This is a genomic window from Vineibacter terrae (genome assembly GCF_008039615.1).
GTDB classification, from domain to species: Bacteria; Pseudomonadota; Alphaproteobacteria; order Reyranellales; family Reyranellaceae; genus Vineibacter; species Vineibacter terrae.
In genome coordinates this window covers 64413-86128 of sequence record NZ_VDUZ01000036.1, presented here as the reverse complement: position 1 = coordinate 86128, position 21716 = coordinate 64413, and the positions used below count along the sequence as shown (strand labels likewise).

Below are 21716 nucleotides of genomic sequence, written 5' to 3'. Positions count from 1 at the left end.
TCATCCCGAGCGCAGCGAGGGATCTCCTGCGGCAAGGCGCACGGTGCGCAATTCGCGGGAGATCCCTCGCTACGCTCGGGATGACGGTAGGGGCATATGCGAATGCCCTGCCCCTCCGGGGGAAGGATTCAGTCACACACGCTCGGGATGACGGATGTATCAGCGACCTGCGATTCCCAGCACTCGGGTTGGAGGGGCACGGCGGACGTGTCCCCTCGATCGCGCTCGGAGCATTGCCGTCAGCGCGGAAGCCCGTACATGCCTATGAGCGCCTTGAGCTCCGCTTCATCGACACGCGCGGCAGCGTCCTGCGGCGTGAACCAGGATCTGACCCGCCGGCGCGTTTCAGGCCAGCGCTCCAGTTCGTCGGTGACTTCGAGGGAAAACACCTCGACCAGGCATGTCATCGAGTCCGTGCGGCGCCGGCGTTTGACATAGCGATACGATCCGACCGGAACGTCGCCGGTTTTCCCGATGACGCCGGCCTCCTCGAACGCTTCCTGCGCCGCCACCTGCGGACCGGTCTTGCCTGGCATCGGCCAGCCTTTGGGTATGATCCAGCGCCCGCTGTCACGCGACGTGATCAGCAATACGTGCAGCTGTCCGTCGGGTGACGGCCGATATGGCAGCGCCGCGTACTGCGTATGGATCGAAACGCGCAGGTCCGCCGTCATGCCGCGCCGCTTTCAACGTCCGCGGCACCCGGCGTGGCCCAGGTCCTGGCGCGCAGCGCAGCCACGAGCGTGGACGCGGCGGCGGCATTCAGGACCAGCGCCTGCGCATCCGCGTCGAGCAGACCCGTGCCGACGCCGGTCAGGACGAGCATCCAGGACGATTCACCGATCTGGGCCAGTCCGCCAGCCGCCATGACCGCCGGGCCGCACCGCAGCCCGGCCCGCGCGGCGCACGGATGGAGAAGCACGGCCTTTGCGACCAGGACGAAAAGCACCGTCGCCCCGAACGCCACGGGCATCTGCGCGATCGCTTCCCAATTGAACTGCATGCCGAGCGCGACAAAGAACGGAACGGCGAACGCATCCATGAAGGGCAGCATCTGCTCGACCGTTCGCCGCATCGCTGCGTCGACGCCAAGCGCTGCGCCAACCAGCAGCGCGCCGATTGCCAGCGGCATCCCGGGCAGGATCGCGCTGCCGCCGGCCGGGCCGACCACTGCCGGCAGCACGGCCGCGGCGGCGACGCAAACGAGTGTCTCGATCATCGCGACATTTGCCGTGAACCGGCCGGCCGAGCCGCAGAGCCTGTTCCCGAGAAGGCGCCGGGTCGCGACCAGGCTGGCTGGCGCGAGGCAGGCCCCGAAGACCATGCTCGTCGCCGGCGACCAGCCGAAGCCGATGCCCATGAGCCCACCGAAAGCCAGGCCGCCGCCGAGGCGCGCGCAGGCCCCCGCGACGGCCGCGCGATCGAGCGGCCACAAGGCCCGCCACGGCGCCCGCAGGCCGATGCCGAGCATCAGCAGAACCAGGCCGACATCAGCCAGCAGCCCGGCATGGACCGGACTGATGGACGGGCCCGGAGTCGCGGGCGCCAGCATGACTCCCGCCAGCACGAATCCGGCCAGCGGCGGCACCCTGAGACGATGGGCAATCATGCCCAGCACCAGGGCCAGCACGGCGCCGCCAGCCATCACCTCCATCAACGACAAATCCCCGGACATGCAACGCCCTCACGACGCGCGCGCCGCCCCGTCGGGGGCCGCGAGCGAACCGGCCGTCCGACCGGGGCGGACACCAATTTTGAAGACCTGATCGAAGAACGCCCGACTATCCCGGACGCGGAACCTTCTTCACGCGCGTCCGGGCAAGGAGCCGACCTTGCGGCGCGAAGCCTCATGAAGGTCGTGGAGCGAAATCGTCGTCATGGCCGGGCCAACCTAGCCCACACCCCCCGGAAGTCAATCGACGCCACATCGTCTCCAGGCGCCGTCGGTCAAGGGTACGTTTCCTGTTGTTCTTAAATCGGAAACATGATACATGTATGGTGCATATGGCCACTGCATGGCCGAAGCCGTTGGGGCGTAGAATGATCCAACCGAGCATCCGAGAGCTGATGTTCCCGTTCCGTCCCTGCAGCGGCCACGTCGGTCCGCGACTATCGCGCCGCCGCGTTTTCGTCGTTTCCGACGTTTGCGTCACCGGTTTTCCGGCATGAAAAACAGCAAACCATTGTTGTCCTTGAAGAATTTTCCTGCCAATCGATACTCGTGACCCGCGCCCGCCGCCGCCTGAGGCCACCTTCCACCCCCGCCGCACGGCATTCGCGTGACAGCCTGATCCGATGACCCTCTCGAGCCCCGCCATCGACCTGCAAGCGCGCCCGCGGCGTCACCGCGGCGGCGGCCTGGCGCTGGCCGCCGCCATTGTCGGGGTGCTGGTGGCGGTGCCGACGCTGGGTGTGCTGGCCCATCTGCTGCAGCCCAGCGGCGAGGAATGGCGCGGCATGATGGGCACCGTGCTGCCGGCCTACCTGCTGAACACGCTGTGGCTGCTGCTCGGCGTCGGCGCCGGCACCGCCTTCGGCGGCGTGGTCACGGCGTGGCTGGTCGTCATGTGCCGCTTCCCCGGGCGCCGCTTCTTCGAGTGGGCGCTGACCCTGCCGCTGGCCGTGCCGGCCTATGTGCTGGCCTACGTCTATGCCGACTTCCTGCAGTTCACCGGGCCCGTCCAGACGGCGCTGCGTGATCTGCTCGGCTGGCAGGCCGGCGACTACTGGTTCCCCGACATCCGCTCACCCGGCGGCGCCATCGTGCTGCTCAGTGTCGCGCTCTACCCCTATGTCTACCTGCTGGCACGCGCTGCCTTCGTCGAGCAATCGGTGTGCGCGATCGACGCCAGCCGCACGCTGGGGGCCAGCGCCACCGAGACCTTCTTCCGCGTCGCGCTGCCGCTGGCGCGGCCGGCGATCGCCGCCGGCGTGGCGCTGGCGCTGATGGAGACCCTGGCCGATTTCGGTGCCGTGGCCTATCTCGACGTGCCCACCTTCACCACCGGCATCTACCGCGCCTGGTTCTCGTTCGGCGACAAGGTCGCCGCCGCCCAGCTCGCGGCGGCGCTGCTGCTGTTCGCCCTGGGCCTGCTGCTGGTCGAGCGCGCCTCGCGCGCCTCGCGCCGCTTCCACCAGGCGACGCAGCGCTATCGCGCCCTGCCCACGTTCCATCTGTCGGGCCTGCGCGCCGCCGCCGCGACACTGGTCTGCGCCGTGCCGCTGCTGGTGGGCTTCGCGCTGCCGGTCGTGATCCTGCTGCGCTTCGCGCTGTTGTCAGGCGATGCGCAATGGGGCCGGCGCTACCTGGGCCTGACGCTGAACAGCGTCATGGTGGCGGCGCTGGTCGCGGTGATCGCCGTGGCGCTGGCGACCATCATCGCCTATGCGGCGCGCGGCGCGCGGCGCGCGCCGGTGCGCTGGATCGCGCGCCTGGCGGGCATGGGCTACGCCGTGCCCGGCGCCGTGATCGCCGTCGGCATCCTGGCGCCGCTGGCGCTGTTCGACAACGCGCTCGATGCCTGGATGCGCGCGGCGCTGGGCGTCTCCACCGGCCTGCTGCTCACCGGCTCCATCGTTGGCATCGTCTATGCCTGCGTCGTGCGCTTCCTGGCTGCCGGCATGCAGAGCATCGAGGCCGGCCTGGCGCGCATCACGCCCGGCATCGACGGCGCCTCGCGCACGCTGGGCGCCGGCCCGCTCGAGACCCTGCGCCGCATCCATCGGCCGCTGCTGCAGGGCGGCCTCGCCAGCGCCGCGCTGATCGTGTTCGTCGACACCATGAAGGAGCTGCCGGCGACCCTCATGCTGCGGCCCTTCAACTTCGATACGCTTGCGGTGCAAGCCTACAACCTGGCGCGCGACGAGCGGCTGGCCGAGGCATCGACGGCGGCGCTCACCATCGTCGCCGTCGGCGTGCTGCCGATCGTGCTGCTGACGCGCGCCGCCTTGCGGGCCCGGCCCGGCCACCCGCGTTGAGAGGACATCCATGCCGGCTCCCGTCAGGAAGAAACGCTTCCGGCTCGCCCACAAGGACCACGACGCGACGTCGCGGCTGTTCGCCATGGCCTTCGGCCGCTACTTCCAGCGCGTCTGCCGCCTGCAGCGCGAGCTGTCGCAGGGCGATATCGACCTGGCGATCATCGCCGGCGCCGCCGGCATCGTCGTCACCGATGCCCTGATGCGCGACGCCACGCAGCGCCGCGACTTTGCCGACATCCGCACGATCGTGGGCGAGCGGCAGCGCGGCTGCAACGCCCTGTCGCTGGCCGAGGCCACCGGCCTGCCGCGCGAGACCGTGCGGCGCAAGATGAAGCAGCTGGTCGAGATGGGCATCCTGGTGCGCCGCAGCACCCGCGACTACGTGTGGCAGCCCGGCGTCCTGCAGTCACCGCCCTATCAGCGGCTGTTCGAGGAGCTGTCGGCCGAGACCCTGCGGCTGCTGAACACCTGCCTCGAGGACGGGATCTACGACCTGGACCCGCCCGCATAAACCCAGAATGGGTAATTGCGTTCTGGATGTAAATTCACGAACAGGGTATCAAATCAAGGGACAGTCTGACTCTATTGCAGTATCGCTCGAACTTGTCGGGCAGCCATTGGACTAGCTATGAAGATTCTTGTGGTGGACGACGAGCACGACATCGTCGACGAGCTGCGCAGCTTCCTGGAGCGCCGAGGACATCAGGTGACGGGCGCCGGCGGCGTCGAGCAGGCTTGCGCCGCGCTCGACGGCGGTGGCGGCTTCGACGTCGTCGTCACCGACATGCGCATGCCGCCGCGCAGCGGCGTCGAGGTCGTCCACGCCTGCAGCCGCCTGACGGAACCGCCGGCCGTGCTGCTGATGACCGGCCAGGCCAGCCAGTCCGACGTCGACGACGCGCTGAGCGCCGGCGCGCGCACCGTGATCTGGAAGCCGCTGTCGCTGCGCAAGGTCATGGACGCGGTGAACGCCGCGATCCGGCCGGCGACCGCGGCCGTGACGCTGTAGCGGCGTCCGCCTTCGCCGCACCGCAGTCGTGGCATGCCCGACACGGCCGCGCCCCAACCTCGCCGCACTCAAGGATTCTTCGCCGCTTTCCGGGTGAGACACTTGCCCGGGTGCGCGCGACAACGCTATAGACCGACATCGCCGTATCGGCGCCGACGGGTCGGCGACGAGGAAACAGGCGCAGGGTAAAGAGCCTCACGAGGTTCGCCGCACGTCGCTGTCGGCCACGGTCGGTGTGACGCACGAATTCCCTGTCGCCGGTGTCGCTTCCCCCAGCGGCGCGATTGCGACGGGCGTCCCGAACGCCGCCGAACGGCACGCGATTTGCGACGGCTCCAGCCGGGGGAACGCCTTCTGTTGTCCATGCGTGCCGACGACCGACATTCAGCGTCCCGGACCAGCGCGCTCGCGGCGCTGCTGGCCATCATCGCCGCCACCTTCCTGGGCTGGAACCTGTTCAGCCACGCCATCGAGCCGCCGCCGATGGACGGGCAGCTCTACGGCGTCACCTACGCGCCCTACGGCAAGGACCAGGACGCGATGGCCTTCGGCATCGCCAAGGAGCGCGCGGCGCTGTCCGACGACGCCGGCGCCAAGGCGGCCGTGCTGCAGCACGGGCCGCGGCGCGAGCAGATCGAGCGCGACATGCGCACGCTGGCCGGCCGCGTGCGCTACGTGCGCACCTACTCGGCGCTCGACGGCATCGAGGAGGTGCCCAAGATCGCCGACCAGTACGGGCTGAAGGTGGTGGCCGGCAGCTGGGTCTACGACCATGTCGGCGTCACCAACGACCAGCGCGGCCGGCTCGAGTTCTACCAGCGCCTGACCGATCGCGAGATCGCGGCCCTGATCCGCATCGCCAACGCCAACCCCAATGTCGAGCGCGTGCTGGTGGGCAACGAGACGGTGCTGCGCGGCGAGATCTCGACCAAGCGGCTGATCGAGTACATCCGCCAGGTGAAGAAGAACGTGAAGGTGCCGGTGTCGACCGCCGAGCCGTGGCACGTCTGGCTCGACCACCCCGAGCTGGTGCGCGAGGTCGACTACATCGCCGTCCACATCCTGCCCTACTGGGACGAGGGCGCCGGCAAGGACGGCCCCATGGCCTACCTCAAGGACAAGATCGGCAAGCTGCGCGAGAGCTATCCGAACAAGAACATCGTCGTCACCGAGGTCGGCTGGCCCTCGCACGGCGCCTCGCGCATCGGCCACGACCAGGGCGGCACCGGCGTCAAGACCGCCTCGCCCGCCGAGCAGGCGCGCCAGGTGCGCAACGCCGTCGCCTGGCTGCGCGAGCAGAAGATCGACCACTTCGTGATCGAGGCCTTCGACCAGCCGTGGAAATCGCGCGACCTTGAGGGTATGGCGGGCGGCTACTGGGGCCTGTGGGACGCCGACCGGCAGCAGAAGTTCGACTGGACCGGACCGGTCACAGTGTTCGGCGCCTGGTGGAAGCTGGCGCTGTGGACCCTGGCGCTGGCGCTGCCGGTGTTCGGCCTGTTCCTGTGGACCATGCGCAACATCCGCTTCGCCGGCCAGGTCGCCTTCGGCGGCGTCGTGGCGCTGGCCGGGGCCGGCATGGTTTATGCCGGCTACGTCGCCGCCGGCACCTACATGGTCTGGTACCAGGTGCTGGGCTGGCTGCTGCTGATGGCGTTCCTGCTGGCCAGCCTGGCGATGGTGCTGGCGCAGGCGCTGGAGCTGGCCGACACGATCTGGCGCCGGCGCTGGGTGCGCGCCATCCCGCCGGCCAGGGACGTGCTGGCGTCGCTGCCCGCGATCCGGCGCTGGCCCAAGGTGTCGCTGCACCTGGCGATCTGCAACGAGCCGCCGGCCATGGTGAAGGAGACGCTCGATTCGCTGGCGGCGCTGGACTACCCGAACCTCGAGGTCATCGTCATCGACAACAACACCCGCGACCCGGCGGTGTGGCGTCCGGTCGAGGAGCATTGCCAGCAGCTCGGGCCGCACTTCCGCTTCTTCCACTTCGACGTGATGAAGGGCTTCAAGGCCGGCGCGCTCAACCACGTGCTGAAGGAGACGGCGCCCGACGCCGAGATCATCGGCGTGATCGATAGCGACTATGTCGTGCGCAAGGACTGGCTGAAGGCGCTGGTGCCGCAGTTCGACGACCCCCGGATCGGCTACGTGCAGGCGCCGCAGGACCATCGCGACTGGCGTGACGACCGCTTCAAGGAGATGCTGCAGTGGGAGTACGCCGGCTTCTTCGACATCGGCATGTGCCTGCGCAACGAGTATGACGCGCTGATCCAGCACGGCACCATGACGCTGGTGCGCCGCAGCCTGATGGAGGAGCTCGACGGCTGGGCCACCTGGTGCATCACCGAGGACACCGAGTTCGGCCTGCGCTCGATGGAGCGCGGCTACTCCGCCGCCTACAGCCGCGAGCGCTTCGGCCAGGGGCTCACGCCCGACAACTTCTCCGGCTACAAGAAGCAGCGCTTCCGCTGGGCCTATGGCGCCATGCAGATCCTCAAGGGCCACTGGCGCAGCCTCGTCAGCAACGGCACCAAGCTGACCTTGTGGCAGAAGTACCACTTCGCCACCGGCTGGCTGCCGTGGTTCGCCGACGCGCTCAACGTCGTCTTCACCCTGGCCGGGCTGGTCTGGGCCTTCGGCGCGCTGGTGCCGATCGTGCCACCGCTGGCGCCGCTGGGCGCGGCGCTCACCTGGCTCGCCTCGCTGGTCGGCGCCGAAGGCTTGGTCGGCAACGCGCTGTCGCCGATGATGGCCGCCAAGGACTGGGGCACCCTGCCGCTGCCGCCGGAATCCTTCGTGGTGCCGACGCTGGCGCTGTTCGTCTTCAAGCTGGTCTACTCCTTCGCCCTCTATGGCGCGCGCGTGAACTGCAGCCTGCGCCAGAGCATCGGGGCGGCCTTCGCCGGCCTGTCGCTGACCTATACGGTGGGCCGGGCGGTGATCTACGGCCTGCTGACCAGCAAGCTGCCGTTCATCCGCACGCCCAAGATGGACTCGCGCGCGACGCTGGGCCGCGCCGTGGCCATGGCGCGCGACGAGGCGCTGATCGCCGTCGCCTTGTGGCTGGCGGCCATCGGCGTCTGGCTCGGCAAGGGCACCATCGATCCCGAGGCACGGCTATGGGCCGTGCTGCTGGTGGTGCAGTCGCTGCCCTATGTCGCAGCGCTGTACGTGTCGCTGGTCAACGCGCTCGAGCAGATGCGCCAGTCCCGCGCCCTGGTGATCCCGGCGCCGGCCCAGCCGGTGGCGGCCGAGGCCACCGTGCCGCTGGCCGCCGGCGATTGACGCCGGGCCGCTGTCGCATGACGACGAATGACGGCCGCCCCATGCCGGCGACCACGACGCGCGATCGCGCGGTGTTCCTGAAGCGCTGGCTGCGCCGCCCGCTGAGCATGGGCAGCGTCACGCCCAGCAGCCAGGCGCTGGGCCGCGCCATGGCGCGCGCCGCCCTCGCCGGCCTGCCTGCCGATCACGTCGTGATCGAGCTCGGCGCCGGCACCGGCAGCATCACGCGCGCCCTGCTGGCCGCCGGCCTGCCCGACCGGCTGCTGGTGCCGGTCGAGCTCGACACCGAGCTGCATGCGCACCTCAAGCACGCCTTCCCGTCGCTGCGCCTGCTGAACGGCGATGCTGCGCGCCTGCCCGAGCTGCTGGCCGCCCACAGCGTAGCGCCGGTCGGCGCCGTCGTCTCGGGCCTGCCGCTGCTGGCCATGCCGGCGCCGGTGGTCGAGGCGATCGTCACCGGCGCCGTGGCGGTGCTGCCGCCGGGCGGTGCGCTGGTGCAGTTCACCTATGGCCCGACCTCGCCGGTGCCGCCCGAGCTGCTGCGGCGCCTGCAGCTGGACGCCACCCGCGGCCGGCGGGTGTGGTCCAACCTGCCGCCCGCGGTGGTGTGGCGCTTCACGCGGCGGGCTTAGCCAGGCGCGCCGCGGCCCGGGCCACGGCCGCCGCGCGCTCGGCCTGGCGCGACGCCGCCGCCTGCGTGACCATCTCGGTCAGCGCCGCGCCGGCCCCCGTCGGCGAGCCGGCATCGAAGGGCGGCTGTGGGTCGTACTCGATGCCCAGCTGGATCGCCTTGGCCGCCTCCGGCCCGGCGACCTGGGCCGCCACGGTCAGGCCGAAATCGATGCCGGCCGTGACGCCGCCGCCGGTGATGGTGTTGCCGTCGACCACGACCCGCTCGGGCACGGGAATCGCGCCGAAGGCCTTCAGCATGTCCATCGACATCCAGTGTGTCGCGGCGCGCTTGCCCTGCAGCAGCCCGGCGGCGCCCAGCACCAGGGAGCCGGTGCACACCGACGTCACGTAGCGGGCGCCGGCGGCCTGGCGGCGCAGGAACGACAGCGTCTCCTCGTCCTCCAGCAGCGCGTTCATGCCGGCGCCGCCGGGCACGCAGACCAGATCCAGCTGCGGGCAGTCGGCATAGGTGATGGTCGGCACGATCTGCATGCCGCCGGCGGCCCGCACCGCCTCGCGGTTCTTCCACACCAGGTGGACCTCGGCGCCGGGCAGCTTGGTCAGCACCTCGTACGGCCCGGTCATGTCGAGCTGCGTGATGTCGGGGAACAGCAGGAACCCGACCCGAAACGGCGTGGCGGCCATGATCACCCTCCTGGAACGGCGCAAGCGGGCGAAGGATAGGCCTGACATGCAGTGGCGGGAATGACATAGTCCCGGCAATTCCTGCCAGAGGCGTCCATGGGCCACAAGCCGCAGCGCACCATCGCCTTCCTCGCCTTCGACCGCTTCCAGCTGCTCGACGTTACCGGGCCCCTGCAGAGCTTCGCGACGGCTTCGGAGCTCAGCGGCGTGGCCGCCTATCGGCCGGTCGTGGTGTCGCGCGACGGCGGCCTGGTGGCGAGCTCATCCGGCCTGCACATCCAGACCGTGTCGTTCCAGCAGGCGGCCCGCCTGATGGCCGACACGCTCGTCGTGCCCGGCGGCCCCGGTGTGCACGACGCATCCCGCGATCCCCGGCATGTCGACTGGGTGCGGCGGCGCGCGACGGCGGCACGCCGGGCCGGCTCGGTCTGCACCGGCGCCTTCCTGGTCGCCGCCGCCGGCCTGCTGGACGGACGGGCAGCGACGACGCATTGGCGCGAGTGCCGCCGGCTGGCGGAACGCTTCCCGCAGGTGCGTGTCGATGCCGACGCCATCTTCATCCGCGACGGCAAGCTCTTCACCTCGGCCGGCGTCACCGCCGGCATCGACCTGGCGCTGGCGCTGATCGAAGAGGACCTCGGCCGGGCGCTGGCGATGCGCGTCGCGCGGCACCTGGTGGTCTACGCCCGCCGCCCCGGCGGCCAGTCGCAGTTCAGCGAGACCTTGCGCGCCCAGAGCGCCGACGACGGCACGTTCGATGCGCTGCACCAATGGATCGCCGCCAACCTCGATGCCGACCTGTCGGTTGAGGCGCTGGCGGCGCGCGCCGGCATGAGCGCGCGCCATTTCGCACGGGTCTACCGCGCCAAGACCGGCGTGACGCCAGCCAAGGCCGTGGCACGGCTGCGGCTGGAGGCGGCACGCCGCCAGCTCGAAGGCGCCGAAACCCGGATCGGCATCGTGGCCCATGCCTCCGGCTTCGGCGATCCCGACCGGCTGCGCCGCACCTTCCATCGCCATCTCGGTGTGTCGCCGCGCGCCTATCGTGCCGGTTTCGCGGCATGACACCGTCTGCGCCCGGCAACGGTGACGCTCCCGTCATGCGCTGATAGGCTCGCCGCCAAAGGATCCTGCCAAGGGAAGGAATGCGGCGATGAAGTTCGGGATCTTCTACGAGCACCAGCTGCCCAAGCCATGGACCGACGGGGCCGAGCAGAAGCTGTTCCACGAGGCGCTGGAGCAGGTCGAGCTCGCCGACCGCCTGGGCATCGACTACGCCTGGGAGGTCGAGCACCATTTCCTCGAGGAGTACTCGCACTCCTCGGCACCGGAAGTGTTCCTGGCCGCCTGCTCGCAGCGCACCAGGAACATCCGCCTGGGCCACGGCATCTGCCTGTCGCCGCCCGGCTACAACCATCCGGCGCGGGTCGCCGAGCGCATCGCCACGCTGGACATCGTCTCCAACGGCCGGGTCGACTGGGGCACGGGCGAATCCTCGTCGCTGATGGAGCTGGGCGGCTTCCGCGTGCCGGTCGAGGAGAAGCGCGCGATGTGGGCCGAGGCGGTCGAGCAGACCGCCAACATGATGGTGATGAGCCCGTATCCCGGCTTCGAGGGCAAGTACTTCTCGATGCCCTGCCGCAATGTCGTGCCCAAGCCGGTGCAGCGGCCGCACCCGCCGATCTGGATCGCCTGCTCCAAGCGCGAGACCATCCATCTGGCGGCGCGCTGCGGCATCGGCGCGCTGACCTTCGCCTTTGTCGATCCGGCCGAGGCTAGGCACTGGGTCGACGACTACTACCGCATCCTCAAGACCGAGTGCGTGCCGATCGGGCACAGCATCAACCCGAACATCTGCATGGTCAGCGGCTTCTCGGTCCATCCCGACAAGGACGAGGCGCTGAAGCGCGGGCTCGACGGCTTCATGTTCTTCGGCTTCGCGCTGGGCCATTTCTATATCTTCGGTGAGCACAAGCCGGGCCGCACCGACGTGTGGCAGAAGTACCAGGCCGCACGCGGCATGATGCCCACCAACGAAGCGCGCGGCATCGGCACGCCCGACGAGGTGCGGCGGCATCTGCGCGGCTTCGCCGAGGCCGGCGTCGATCAGGTCTGCTTCGTCCAGCAGGGCGGCAACAACCGCCACGACCATATCTGCGAGTCGCTGGAGCTGTTCGGCCGCGACATCATGCCGGAATTCAAGGAGCGGGCGGCCGAGCGCGAGGCCCGGAAGCTCGAGATGCTGGCGCCCTATCTCGAGCAGGCCATGGCGCGCAAGCAGAAGATGCGCGCGCTCACCGACGACGAGGTGCCGACCTACATGGCGCTGGGCCGCCAGGTCGTGGCCACCAGCCAGCAGGCGGAGATATCGCAGGACGGCAAGGTCGCCGATTTCGGCCGCGGCGACATCAACGTGCCCCTGCAGGATCCATCCAGGAAGGTTGAGGCTGCGCAGTAGCGTTTGGGAGAGAGTGATCATGGATATCGATACCGGGACGACCGAGCTTCTCTGCACGATCAAAGACGGCGTGGCGGTGATCACGCTCAACCGACCGGAGGCACGCAATGCGCTGTCGGACCAGATGCGGCCGGCGCTGCGCGCGCAGATCAAGGAGCGCGGCGCCGATCCCGAGGTCGGCGCCCTGCTGATCACCGGCGCCGGCTCTGCCTTCTGCAGCGGCGGCGACGTCAAGGGCATGGGTGATCGCAGCGCCAAGAAGGACATGAGTGTCGAGGAACGGGTCGCCGAGCTGAAATGGCAGCATGCGGCGGTCACGGGCGCCCTGGTCGGCCTGCGCAAGCCGACCATCGCCGCATTGCCGGGCGCCGCCGCCGGCGCCGGCCTCGCCATCGCGCTGGCCTGCGACATCCGCATCGCAGCCGCTTCGGCCGTCGTCAGCACCGGCTACGCAAAGATCGGCCTATCAGGCGACTACGGCATTGCGTGGCTGCTGACGCGCACCGTCGGCCCGACGCGAGCGCGCGAGCTGATGCTCACCGCCGAGCGCGTCGATGCCGGCCGCTGCGAGCGCATCGGCCTGGTGAACCGCGTCGTGCCGAACGACAGGCTGCGGGAAGAAGCCTTCGCCTTTGCACGGTCGCTGGCCCAGGGGCCGCGCGCTGCGCTGCACAGCATCAAGGACAATCTCGATGAGGCGCTTCACATCGATCATGCAACCGCGATCGAGCGCGAGGCGGAGCGCCTGGTGCGCTGCATGCGCACAGAGGATCACAAGGAAGCGGTGCGCGCCTTCGTCGAGAAGCGACCGCCGCGATTTCAGGCCGGTGAGCGCCGGCACAGCTGACGCAGCCATTGGTACAGACCGTGCATGGAGGTGATGGCTGCGCTTCGGCCTTGTCAGCGCCGGTTGGGGTGCTAGGGTGGGATAAATCGTGTGTGTGCAATCAATGACTGACTAGGGGGATGCTCATGTCTTTGTGGAAGCGTTTGGTCGGTGCGGCTCTGGTGGCCGGTGCGATAGCGATGGCGCCGCCAGCGTCAGCGCAGACTCTGCGCGTGGTGATGCATTCGGATCTGAAGATCCTCGATCCGATCTGGACCACGGCCTACATCGTGCGCAATCACGGCTATCTCGTCTGGGACACGCTGTTCGCCATGGATGAGAAGTTCGAGGTCAAGCCGCAGATGGTCGACAAGTGGGACGTGTCGGCCGACAAGCTGACCTACACGTTCACCTTGCGCGACGGCCTGGAATGGCATGACGGCACGCCCGTCACGGCCGAGGATTGTGTCGCCTCGATCAAGCGCTGGGGCGCCAAGGACTCGATGGGCCAGAAGCTCATGGGCACCACCAAGGAGCTCAAGGTCGTCGACGCCAAGACCTTCCAGCTGGTGCTGAAGGAACCGTACGGGCTGGTGCTGCAGTCGCTGGGCAAGCCGTCGTCGAACGTGCCCTTCATGATGCCCAAGCGCGTCGCCGAGACCGATCCCAACACGCAGATCAAGCCGACCGACGTGATCGGCTCCGGCCCCTTCATCTTCAAGGCCGACGAATGGAAGCCGGGCGAGAAGGTGGTCTACGTCAAGAACGCCAAATACAAGCCGCGCAGCGAGCCCCCTTCGGGGCTGGCCGGCGGCAAGGTGGTGAAGCTCGACCGGGTCGAATGGGTCTGGATCGCCGACGTGCAGACCCAGGTGAACGCGTTGATCAGCGGCGAGATCGACATGATCGAATCGCCGGGCCATGATCTGCTGCCGATCCTGGCCGCCGAGAAGAGCATCAACCTGTTCAACTGGAACCCGACCGGCAACCAGTTCACGATGCGCTTCAACACCCTGCACAAGCCGTTCGACAATCCCAAGATCCGCACCGCAGCGCTCGTGGCGCTGAGCCAGGAGCCGTTCCTGCAGGCTGTGGTCGGCGACAAGCAGTGGTACAAGGTCTGCAAGGCGATGTTCATCTGCGGCACGCCGCTGGAGACCACCGCCGGCATGGACGGCGTGCTCAACGGCGATGCCGCCAAGGCGCAGCAGCTCCTGAAGGAGGCCGGCTACGACGGCACGCCCATCGTGCTGATGCAGTCGACCGACCTGCAGGTGCTGACCAACCTTGCGCCGGTCGCCAAGGTCCAGCTCGAGAAGGCCGGCTTCAAGGTCGACATGCAGTCGATGGACTGGCAGACGCTGGTGGCACGCCGCTCCAAGAAGGACCCGCCCAATGCCGGCGGCTGGCATGCCTTCCTCACCTCGTGGGTGGCAGCCGACATCCTCAATCCGGTGATGGCCGGCTTCCTCAACGCCTCGTGCGACAAGGCGATGTTCGGCTGGCCCTGCGACGAGCAGCTGGAGAAGCTGCGCGACCAGTTCTCGCGTGAAAGCGACCCTGTCAAGCAGAAGGCGATCGCCGAAGCCGTGCAGAAGCGCTGGGTGGAGTACCCGACCCATGCGCATCTGGGCCAGTGGTACCAGCCGCTGGCCCGACGCTCGAACGTCGACGGCAACCTGGTGGGCGCCGTCCCCGTGTTCTGGAACGTCACCAAGAAATAATGCGAAGTGAACGCGGCGGAGCTCAGCTCCGCCGCGTTGCTGTCAGGAGAGAAGGACGCGGCACAGGATTTGCTGACAACAGACGGGGCCACCGTCGACGACCGCGCCCGCCAAGATCTTCGGGAGGCACCATGGCGTTCGTCACCACTACCTTGAAGCGCGCGCTGGCAGCCGCTGGGCTGGCCGCGTTGATATCCAGCGGCGCGTTTGCGCAAACCACGCTGCGCGTCGTCAAGAGCGGCAACCTGACCATCCTCGATCTGATCTGGACGACGGCCTACGTCACGCGCGACCACGGATACCTGATCTACGACACGTTGTTTGCGACCGATGCCGACAACGTGGTCAAGCCGCAGATGGTCGATACCTGGAAGGTGAGCGGCGACAAGCTGACATGGACCTTCACGCTGCGCGACGGGCTGGAGTGGCACGACGGTCAGCCGGTGACCGGCGAGGACTGCATCGCGTCGCTCAAGCGCTGGGCGGCGCGCGATGCGATGGGCCTGAAGCTCTGGGATTTCGTGAAGGAGCTGAAGGCCGTCGACGCCAAGACATTCGAGATCGTTCTCAAGGAGCCGTACGGACTGCTTCTCGAATCCCTGGGCAAGCCATCGTCGAACGTGCCGTTCATGATGCCAAAGCGCGTCGCCGAGACGAGCCCGATGGAGCAGATCAAGAGCCAGATCGGCTCGGGACCGTTCATCTACAAGACCGACGAGTCGAAGCCCGGCGAGAAGCACGTCTACATCAAGAATCCCAAATACAAGCCGCGGGCCGAGCCCGCGTCCGGTCTTGCCGGCGGCAAGGTGGTCAAGGTCGACCGCGTCGAGCTGATCGAGATGCCGGACGTGCAGATCCAGGCCAACGCGCTGCTTGCCGGCGAGATCGACATGATCGAGGCGCCGCCGCATGACCTGCTGCCCATGCTGAAGGCGGACAAGAGCGTCGTCATCGACGACTGGAACCCGCTGGGACATCAGTTCATCATCCGCTTCAACCATGTCGTGAAGCCGTTCGACAATCCCAAGATCCGGCTCGCGGCGCTGTATGCCATAAATCAGGAAGACTACCTGAAGGCGACGGTGGGCGATCCGGCCTACTACAAAGTCTGCGCCGCAGTGTTCATCTGTGGCACGCCGTTCGCAACCGACAAGGGCGGCGAGATCCTGCTGAAGTCGGACTTCGAGAAATCGAAGGCCCTGCTCAAGGAAGCCGGCTACGACGGCACGCCCGTGGTGGTGATGCAGTCGACCACGCTGCCCATCCTCACCAACACCGCGCCGGTGACCAAGGCGCTGCTCGAGAAGGGTGGCTTCAAGGTCGACATGCAGTCGATGGATTGGCAGACGCTGGTCTCGCGGCGCACCAAGAAGGATCCGGCCGACAAGGGCGGCTGGAACATCCTGCACACCTACTCCGTTTCAGCCGATGTGCTGAACCCGATCTCGACCTCGTACATGGTGGCGGCCGGCGACAAAAGCTGGTTCGGCTGGCCGACCGACCCGGAAATGGAAAAGCTGCGTGACGCATTCGCCAGGGAGACGGATCCGGTCAAGCAGAAGGCGCTGGCAGAGAAGGTGCAGCTGCGTGCGCTGGAGACGGCGCAATACGGCTGGATCGGCCAGTGGTATGGTCCTGGCGCCCATCGCAACAACATCAAGGGCTGGTTGAAGGCGCCGGTGCCCGTCTTCTGGAACATCGAGAAGACCGGCTCCTGAGCCGGCCCGTCGCCCAACGTCAGGATGGTTTGATGTTCGCCTTTATCGTCCGACGCCTGATCGCCACGATTCCGGTGCTGCTCTTTGTGGCGGTGTTCGCGTTCATGCTGCTGCGCATGACCAAGGACGACCCGGCCGCCATCATCGCCGGCGACAACGCGACCGCCGACCAGGTCGACGCGATCCGCGCCAAGCTCGGCTTGAACGAGCCGCTGTGGTCGCAGTTCTTCATCTGGTCGAGCCGGGTTCTGGTCGGTGACTTCGGCGAGTCGTTCTTCTTCAAGAAGACGGTCGCCGAGCTGATCCTGCAGCGGGTCGAGCCGACACTGATGCTGTCGCTCTGCACGATCATCCTGGCGGTCCTGATCGCCGTGCCGGTCGGCGTCCTGGCCGCTGCGCGTCAGGGCAGCTGGGTCGACCGCATCGTCATGGGTTTTTCCGTGATGGGGTTCTCGGTGCCGGTGTTCGTCATCGGCTACCTCCTGATCTACGTCTTCGCGATCGTGCTGGGATGGCTGCCGGTGCAAGGATACCGGCGAATATCCGAAGGCTTCGGCGACTTCATCATACGCCTGATCCTGCCCAGCATCACCCTGGCGGTGATCTACATCGCGCTGATCTCCCGCATCACCCGCGCCAGCGTCATCGAGACGCTGGGTGAGGACTATATCCGCACGGCGCGCGCCAAGGGCCTGCCGGCGCGGATCGTGCTGCTGCGCCATGCGTTGCGCAATGCCGCCGTGCCGATCATCACCGTGATCGGCATCGGCATCGCGCTGCTGATCGGCGGCGTGGTGGTGACGGAGAGCGTCTACAACATCCCCGGCATCGGCCGCCTGACCGTGGACGCGGTGCTGGCGCGAGACTTCCCGGTGATCCAGGTCGTGATCCTGATGTTCAGCGTCGTCTATGTGCTGGTCAACCTGGTCATCGACCTGGCCTACAGCGTGCTCGATCCGAGGATCCGCTATTGACCGTCGCCCTCGAAAACGAAGTCGACGCCGCCGCAGCACGCGCGGCCGCTGTTGCACGTCCCAGCATCTGGATCCGACTGCTGCGGCATACCAGCGTGCTGATCGGCGGTAGCATCGTGCTGCTGATGGTCCTGATCGGCCTGTGCGCGCCGCTGCTCGGCACGGTGCCGCCGGCGCAGATCGACCCGACGGTGCGCAACAAGAAGCCGGGCGTCGAGATCACCGTGCGCAATGACGACGGGTCCACCACGCAGCGCACGACGCTGATGGGCACCGACAGCCTGGGCCGCGACATCTACAGCCGGGTCATGTACGGCGCCCGGGTATCGCTGGTCGTCGGCTTTGCCGTGGGCGCCATCAGCATCGCCGTCGGCGTGCTGATCGGCCTGCTGTCCGGCTACATCCGATGGCTTGACGGCTTCATCATGCGCATCATGGACGGCCTGATGGCCATACCCGGCATCCTGCTGGCCATCGGCCTCGTGTCGCTCTTCCGCGCCGGTCTCGGCACCGTGATCTTCGCCATCGTCGTGCCGGAAATACCCCGTGTCGTACGCTTGGTGCGATCCGTCGTGCTGACCATCCGCGAGGAGCCCTATGTCGAGGCGGCGGTCTCGGTCGGCACGCCCTTGCACAAGATCCTGTGGCGGCACGTGATGCCCAACACGGTGGCGCCGGTGATCGTGCAGGGCACCTTCATCTGCGCGTCGGCCATCCTTGCCGAGGCGACGCTGAGCTTCCTCGGCATCGGCATACCGACCGACACCCCGACCTGGGGCAACATCATGGCCGAGGGGCGCCAGTTCTTCCGCGTGTATCCGCACAACATCCTGTTCCCGGCGATCTTCCTGGCGCTCACTGTGCTGGCCGTGAACATGCTGGGCGACGGCTTGCGCGACACGCTCGACCCCAAGATGAGCAAGCGCGTCTGACCATGGCTTCGAACCACCCTGTCCTCGAGATCCGCGACCTCTCGATCGCGCTGCCCAAAGGCAGCGACCGGCCGCATGCGGTCGAGAAGGTCAGCGTCGTCATCAATCCCGGCGAGATCGTCTGCCTGGTGGGGGAGTCCGGCTCCGGCAAGTCCGTGATCGCCCAGGCCGTGATGGGCCTGCTGCCCAAGTCGCTGCCGGTCACCGGCGGTGAGATCCGGCTCGAGGGCGAGGAGATCGCCCACGCCACCGAGAACCGTCTGCGCGAGCTGCGCTGCGTGCGCATGTCGATGATCTTCCAGGAGCCGATGACGGCGCTCAATCCCGTCATGACCTGCGGCGACCAGATCGACGAAGTGCTGCGCACGCATACCCAGCTCGAGCCGCAGCAACGCAAGGACAAGATCATCCGCGTGTTCGAGCGGGTCAGCATGCCCGACCCGCCGCGCATCTATGATTCCTATCCGCACCAGCTCTCCGGCGGTCAGCGCCAACGCGTCATGATCGCGATGGCGCTGGTGCTGGAGCCGACCCTGCTGATCGCCGACGAGCCGACGACGGCGCTCGACGTCACCACCCAGGCGCAGATCCTCGAGCTGATCAAGGACATCCAGCGCGACAAGAACATGGGCGTCCTGTTCATCACCCATGATTTCGGCGTCGTCTGCGACATCGCCCATCGCGTCGCCGTGCTGCGCCTGGGCGAGCTGGTGGAAGCAGGACCGACACACGACATCCTGTCGCGACCGCGCCATCCCTACTCCCGCATGCTGATCTCGTCCGTGCCCAGCATGCTGCCGGCCGAGCGCCCGCGGCACGACGGCGCCCGCACGGTGCTGCGCACCGAGAAGCTGACCAAGGTCTATGGCGGCGGCGGCATGTTCCAGAAGGCGCGCACCGTGCGCGCCGTCGACAACGTCAGCATCGTGGTTCGGCAAGGCGAGTCGCTGGGGATCGTAGGCGAGTCGGGTTCCGGCAAGTCCACCGTCGCACGCTGCATCGCGAGGCTGATCGATCCGACCGAAGGCCGGGTGACACTGGGCGAGGACGATGTGGCGCTGCTGCCGCAGCGGTTGCTGCGCCGGCATCGCCGCCGGATCCAGATCGTGTTCCAGGATCCCTACCGCTCCCTCAATCCCCGTCGCACGGTCGGCGAATCGATCGTCGAAGGGCCGATGAACTTCGGCGCCTCGCGGTCGGCAGCAACCCAGCGTGCCCGCACCCTGATGGAAACGGTGCGGCTGGACCCCGATGCCCTCGATCGCTACCCGCACCAGTTCTCGGGCGGCCAGCGCCAGCGCATCTGCATCGCCCGCGCGCTCGCGATGGAGCCGGAGGTGCTGATCGCGGACGAGGCCGTGTCGGCGCTGGATGTCTCGGTGCAGGCGCAGGTGCTGAAGCTGCTGGACGAGATCCGCGAGCGGATGAACCTTGCCATGCTGTTCATCACCCATGACCTGCGGGTGGCAGCCCAGGTCTGCGACGAGGTCGCCGTGATGGAGAAGGGCAAGGTCGTGGAGTACGGGCCGGCCGCCGACGTCTTCCTGCGGCCGCAGCACGCCTACACCCAGGCCCTCCTCGCCGCCGCTCCGGGGCGCGATTGGGAGTTCGGCAAGTTCGAGGCCGCTTAGCCTCCACCTCTCCCGCCGGCGGGAGAGGTCGGCGAGCGCGAAGCGCTCGACGGGTGAGGGCTCCATGCAAGGCACTTCGTCCCTGGCCCCTCACCTTCCCATCGCTTCGCGATGGGCCCCTTCCTAGCCCGCGCGCGGGAGAGGATATGGTCACTGGAGCAATGCGCCGGCAGCGCCTATACCCATCAGGCTTAGGCCCGCCGGGGACGGTGGGATTGCCAGCTTGAGGTCGTTTCATGGCGCAACCGATCGCCCCCCGCCCCGTCGTGCTGTGTGTCCTGGACGGCTGGGGCCACCGGCTCGATCCGCGCGACAACGCCGTCCTCGCGGCGCGCACCCCAAATTTCGACCGGCTGGTGTCGACCTGCCCGCAGGGGTTGATCGACGCCTCGGAACTCTATGTCGGCCTGCCCCAGGGGCAGATGGGCAATTCCGAGGTCGGCCACATGAATCTCGGCGCCGGCCGGGTCGTCATGCAGGACCTGCCGCGGATCGATCGGGCGATCGCCGACGGCAGCCTGGCCAAGGGCCCCGCCCTGCAGGATTTCATCGCCAAGCTGAAGGCCAGCGGCGGCGCCTGCCACGTGATGGGGCTGGTTTCGCCTGGCGGCGTGCACAGCCACCAGGACCATATCGCGGCCCTGGCCAACATCGTGGCCGCAGCCGGTGTGCATGTGCGCGTGCACGCCTTCCTTGACGGCCGCGACACACCGCCGCAGAGCGCGCGCGAATACCTTGCCGACCTGCAGGCGGCTCTCAAGCCCGGCCTGCCGATCACGATCGGCACCGTGTCCGGCCGCTTCTACGCCATGGACCGCGACAAGCGTTGGGATCGGGTCACCAAGGCCTATGTCGCGCTCACCGACGCGCAGGGCGAGCGCGCCGACACGCCCGACGCTGCCGTGGCCCAGGGCTACGCGGCCAAGACCACCGACGAGTTCGTCCTGCCCACCGTGATCGCCGGGTACGACGGTATGAAGGACGGCGACGGCGTGCTCATGGGCAACTTCCGCGCCGATCGGGCGCGCGAGATCCTGACGGCGCTGCTCGACCCGCTGTTCGACGGCTTCCCCCGGCCGCGCGTCGTATCGTTCGCCGGCGCGCTGGGGCTCACCGAGTACTCGACGGCGCTCAACGCCTTCCTCGACACGCTGTTCCCGTCGATCGCCATCGCCAACGGCCTGGGCGAGACGGTGTCCAAAGCCGGTCTGACGCAGCTGCGCATCGCCGAGACCGAGAAGTACGCGCATGTCACGTTCTTCCTGAACGGCGGCGAGGAGCGAGTCTTCCCCGGCGAGGACCGCATCCTGGTTCCCTCGCCCAAGGTCGCGACCTACGACCTGAAGCCCGAGATGAGCGCGCCGGAGGTCACCGACCGTCTGGTGGAAGCGATCGATGCCAAGCGCTTCGACCTTATCGTGGTGAACTACGCCAACACCGACCAGGTCGGCCATAGCGGTGTCTTCGCCGCTGCCGTGAAAGCGGTCGAAACCGTGGACTCAAGCCTGGGCCGCCTGATGGATGCCGTCCAGCGGGCCGGTGGCACGCTGCTGGTGACCGCCGATCACGGCAATGTCGAGCAGCTCTTCGACTACGAAACCAACCAGCCGCATACGCAGCACACGCTGAACAAGGTGCCCGCCGTCCTCTTCAACGCGCCGGCCGGCGTGGTGTCGCTGGCCGATGGCCGCCTGGCTGACGTTGCCCCGACCCTGCTGGCGCTGATGGGGATCAAGCAGCCGGCGGAGATGACCGGACAATCGCTCCTGCGCGCGACGCCGCGCGACCATGTCCTGACAGTGCCGGCCGCCATGCGCCAGGAGGCGGCGCGCAAGGTGGCATAGTCCGCGACGCGCGGCTC

The 21716-nt window shown here is 68.1% G+C and carries 17 protein-coding genes; 14 read left to right on the top strand and 3 right to left on the bottom strand.

What is annotated here, in order from left to right; genetic code table 11:
• Window positions 1–239: 239 nt before the first annotated feature.
• Both FHP25_RS27325 and FHP25_RS27320 read right to left on the bottom strand, forming a co-directional pair.
• Window positions 240–674, bottom strand: coding sequence for an NUDIX hydrolase (locus FHP25_RS27325; RefSeq protein ID WP_147850150.1), 435 nt, complete (start codon window positions 672–674; stop codon window positions 240–242).
• A complete protein-coding gene (locus FHP25_RS27320) occupies window positions 671–1654 on the bottom strand; it encodes a cation:proton antiporter domain-containing protein (RefSeq protein ID WP_231712497.1) in 984 nt (327 codons plus the stop codon). Before FHP25_RS27320 ends, FHP25_RS27325 begins: the two co-directional genes overlap by 4 nt.
• Before the next feature lie 641 nt (window positions 1655–2295).
• Between FHP25_RS27320 and FHP25_RS27315 the strand changes: the two genes are divergently transcribed.
• The 5 genes from FHP25_RS27315 (at window position 2296) to FHP25_RS27295 (ending at window position 8907) form a co-directional block, all read left to right on the top strand.
• The gene (locus FHP25_RS27315; protein WP_147850148.1) at window positions 2296–3978 is read left to right on the top strand and encodes an ABC transporter permease; all 1683 of its coding nucleotides are present in this window, start codon (window positions 2296–2298) and stop codon (window positions 3976–3978) included.
• Between the two features lie 10 nt (window positions 3979–3988).
• Window positions 3989–4492 carry a hypothetical protein gene (locus FHP25_RS40950; RefSeq protein WP_178133814.1) on the top strand — a complete coding sequence of 168 codons (504 nt, stop codon included), beginning with the start codon at window positions 3989–3991 and terminating at the stop codon, window positions 4490–4492.
• Between the two features lie 117 nt (window positions 4493–4609).
• A complete protein-coding gene (locus tag FHP25_RS27305; RefSeq protein WP_147850147.1) occupies window positions 4610–4990 on the top strand; it encodes a response regulator in 381 nt (126 codons plus the stop codon).
• A gap of 363 nt (window positions 4991–5353) precedes the next feature.
• Window positions 5354–8275: a glycosyltransferase gene (locus tag FHP25_RS27300; RefSeq protein ID WP_147850146.1), complete on the top strand. Its 2922-nt coding sequence runs from the start codon at window positions 5354–5356 to the stop codon at window positions 8273–8275.
• 17 nt (window positions 8276–8292) lie between these two features.
• Window positions 8293–8907: a class I SAM-dependent methyltransferase gene (locus FHP25_RS27295; protein WP_231712495.1), complete on the top strand. Its 615-nt coding sequence runs from the start codon at window positions 8293–8295 to the stop codon at window positions 8905–8907.
• Here FHP25_RS27295 and FHP25_RS27290 read toward each other — a convergent pair.
• On the bottom strand, window positions 8891–9592 hold the full coding sequence (locus FHP25_RS27290) for a DJ-1/PfpI family protein (RefSeq protein WP_147850145.1): 702 nt from the start codon (window positions 9590–9592) through the stop codon (window positions 8891–8893). The two genes, FHP25_RS27295 and FHP25_RS27290, sit on opposite strands and share 17 nt — an antisense overlap.
• Before the next feature lie 96 nt (window positions 9593–9688).
• Between FHP25_RS27290 and FHP25_RS27285 the strand changes: the two genes are divergently transcribed.
• The 9 genes from FHP25_RS27285 (at window position 9689) to gpmI (ending at window position 21699) form a co-directional block, all read left to right on the top strand.
• Window positions 9689–10657: a GlxA family transcriptional regulator gene (locus tag FHP25_RS27285; protein ID WP_147850144.1), complete on the top strand. Its 969-nt coding sequence runs from the start codon at window positions 9689–9691 to the stop codon at window positions 10655–10657.
• 88 nt (window positions 10658–10745) lie between these two features.
• Complete coding sequence (locus FHP25_RS27280) at window positions 10746–12050, top strand: LLM class flavin-dependent oxidoreductase (RefSeq protein WP_147850143.1); 1305 nt, start codon at window positions 10746–10748, stop codon at window positions 12048–12050.
• A gap of 19 nt (window positions 12051–12069) precedes the next feature.
• On the top strand, window positions 12070–12897 hold the full coding sequence (locus FHP25_RS27275; RefSeq protein ID WP_147850142.1) for an enoyl-CoA hydratase-related protein: 828 nt from the start codon (window positions 12070–12072) through the stop codon (window positions 12895–12897).
• Between the two features lie 119 nt (window positions 12898–13016).
• Window positions 13017–14600, top strand: coding sequence for an ABC transporter substrate-binding protein (locus tag FHP25_RS27270; RefSeq protein WP_147850141.1), 1584 nt, complete (start codon window positions 13017–13019; stop codon window positions 14598–14600).
• 131 nt (window positions 14601–14731) lie between these two features.
• Window positions 14732–16318: an ABC transporter substrate-binding protein gene (locus FHP25_RS27265; RefSeq protein WP_147850140.1), complete on the top strand. Its 1587-nt coding sequence runs from the start codon at window positions 14732–14734 to the stop codon at window positions 16316–16318.
• A gap of 32 nt (window positions 16319–16350) precedes the next feature.
• Entirely contained in the window at window positions 16351–17292 is a 942-nt protein-coding gene (locus tag FHP25_RS27260; RefSeq protein WP_147850139.1) for an ABC transporter permease, read from the top strand.
• Between the two features lie 65 nt (window positions 17293–17357).
• On the top strand, window positions 17358–18224 hold the full coding sequence (locus FHP25_RS27255) for an ABC transporter permease (RefSeq protein WP_408068552.1): 867 nt from the start codon (window positions 17358–17360) through the stop codon (window positions 18222–18224).
• Between the two features lie 2 nt (window positions 18225–18226).
• Window positions 18227–19855, top strand: coding sequence for an ABC transporter ATP-binding protein (locus FHP25_RS27250; RefSeq protein ID WP_147850138.1), 1629 nt, complete (start codon window positions 18227–18229; stop codon window positions 19853–19855).
• Between the two features lie 236 nt (window positions 19856–20091).
• On the top strand, window positions 20092–21699 hold the full coding sequence (gene gpmI / locus FHP25_RS27245; RefSeq protein WP_147850137.1) for a 2,3-bisphosphoglycerate-independent phosphoglycerate mutase: 1608 nt from the start codon (window positions 20092–20094) through the stop codon (window positions 21697–21699).
• The last annotated feature ends 17 nt before the right edge of the window (window positions 21700–21716 follow it).